The organism is Variovorax sp. P1_H12_2, from assembly GCF_056405335.1.
In genome coordinates this window covers 1-1,613 of sequence record NZ_JBFUCI010000705.1, presented here as the reverse complement: position 1 = coordinate 1,613, position 1,613 = coordinate 1, and the positions used below count along the sequence as shown (strand labels likewise).

Below are 1,613 nucleotides of genomic sequence, written 5' to 3'. Positions count from 1 at the left end.
TCACTCCCCTGCCGGGCGCCACGCCGCTGGTGCCGGGTTCCTGCACCCTGCCCTTCCCGGGCATCGCAGCGGCCATCGTCGACGAGACCGGCACCGACGTGCCGAATGGCCAGGGCGGCATCCTTGTGATCAAGAAGCCCTGGCCGAGCATGATCCGCACGATCTGGGGCGATTCGGAGCGCTTCAAGGCAAGCTACTACCCGCCCGAACTCAAGGGCTTCTACCTCGCGGGAGACGGCGCGATCCGCGATGCGAAGACCGGCTATTTCACGATCCCCGGGCGCATCGACGATGTGCTCAACGTCTCGGGCCACCGCATGGGCACCATGGAGATCGAGTCCGCGCTGGTGTCGTACACCGCCCTCGTCGCCGAAGCGGCGGTGGTTGGGCGCCCCGACGACACCACGGGCGAGGCGATCTGCGCCTTCGTCGTACTGAAGCGCGCTCGCCCGACAGGGGACGAAGCGAAGAAGATCGCCAACGAGCTGCGCAACTGGGTGGCCAAGGAGATCGGCCCGATCGCCAAGCCAAAGGACATCCGCTTTGGCGACAACCTGCCCAAGACGCGCAGCGGCAAGATCATGCGCAGGCTGCTGCGGTCCGTCGCCAAGGGCGAGGCCATCACACAGGACACCTCGACCCTGGAAAATCCGGCAATTCTGGAGCAGTTGGCCCAGAGGAATTGAATCTGTCGATGTGGCCTCGGGCGCGACCGAGGATCTCTCGAAAGTATGCCGCGAGTTTTTGCTCTGTGAAAGTTCGCCTACCCATCAATCAACGACATCTCATGCCGTTTCGCAAAATATCCCCCCGGCAAAAACATCCCCGACGCCTTCAACGTCGTGATCGAAATCCCGATGAATGCCGACCCGATCAACTACGAAGTCGACAAGGAATCGGGTGCGATCTTCATCGACCGCTTCATGACCACGGCAATTTACTAACCGGCCAACTCCAGCCACATGCCGCAGACGCTCTCGGGCGACGGCGACCCCGTCGACGTGCTGGTGATCGCGCCGTATCGGCTGCTGCCGGGGGTCGTGGTGCCATGCCCCCGCTCGGCATCACGATGATGGAAGACGAAGCCGGCGTGGACGGCAAGGTGCTCGCCATGCCCACCGACAGGGTGCTGCCGATCTACAGCCACTGGAAGTCGGTCGACGGCGTGATGCGCCTGAAGGCCATCGGCCACTTCTTCGAGCACTACAAGGAACTGGCAGCCGGCAAGTGGGTCAAGGTGCTGGGCTGGGAAGGCATCGACGCCGCCAAGAAGGAAGTCGTCGACGGCATTTCGCGCAACATCCAACGCAGGCCGGAGACACCATGAGACTGATTTTGTTGGGCGCCCCCGGGGCAGGAAAAGGCACGCAAGCGGCCTTCATTTGCCAGAAATACGGCATCCCCCAGATCTCGACCGGCGACATGCTGCGCGCCGCCGTCAAGGCCGGCACGCCGCTCGGGCTGCAGGCCCAGGCCGTCATGGCATCGGGCGCGCTGGTGAGCGACGACCTGATCATCAACCTGGTCAAGGAGCGCATCGCGCTGCCTGACTGCGCCCAGGGCTTTCTCTTCGACGGCTTCCCGCGCACCATTCCGCAGGCCGAGGCCATGCG

2 protein-coding genes and 1 pseudogene are annotated in these 1,613 nt (G+C 63.9%); all 3 read left to right on the top strand.

Going from position 1 to position 1,613, the window contains the following annotated elements; all coding sequences use genetic code 11:
- On the top strand, positions 1–686 hold a 686-nt coding region (locus AC1D2K_RS34400), incomplete at its 5' end, for an AMP-binding enzyme (protein ID WP_478094876.1).
- 96 nt (positions 687–782) lie between these two features.
- A pseudogene (gene ppa, locus AC1D2K_RS34395) lies at positions 783–1,327 on the top strand (inorganic diphosphatase).
- Positions 1,324–1,613: nucleoside monophosphate kinase (locus AC1D2K_RS34390; RefSeq protein WP_478093539.1), on the top strand; the 290-nt coding region annotated here is incomplete at its 3' end. The pseudogene ppa and the gene AC1D2K_RS34390, both read left to right, overlap by 4 nt.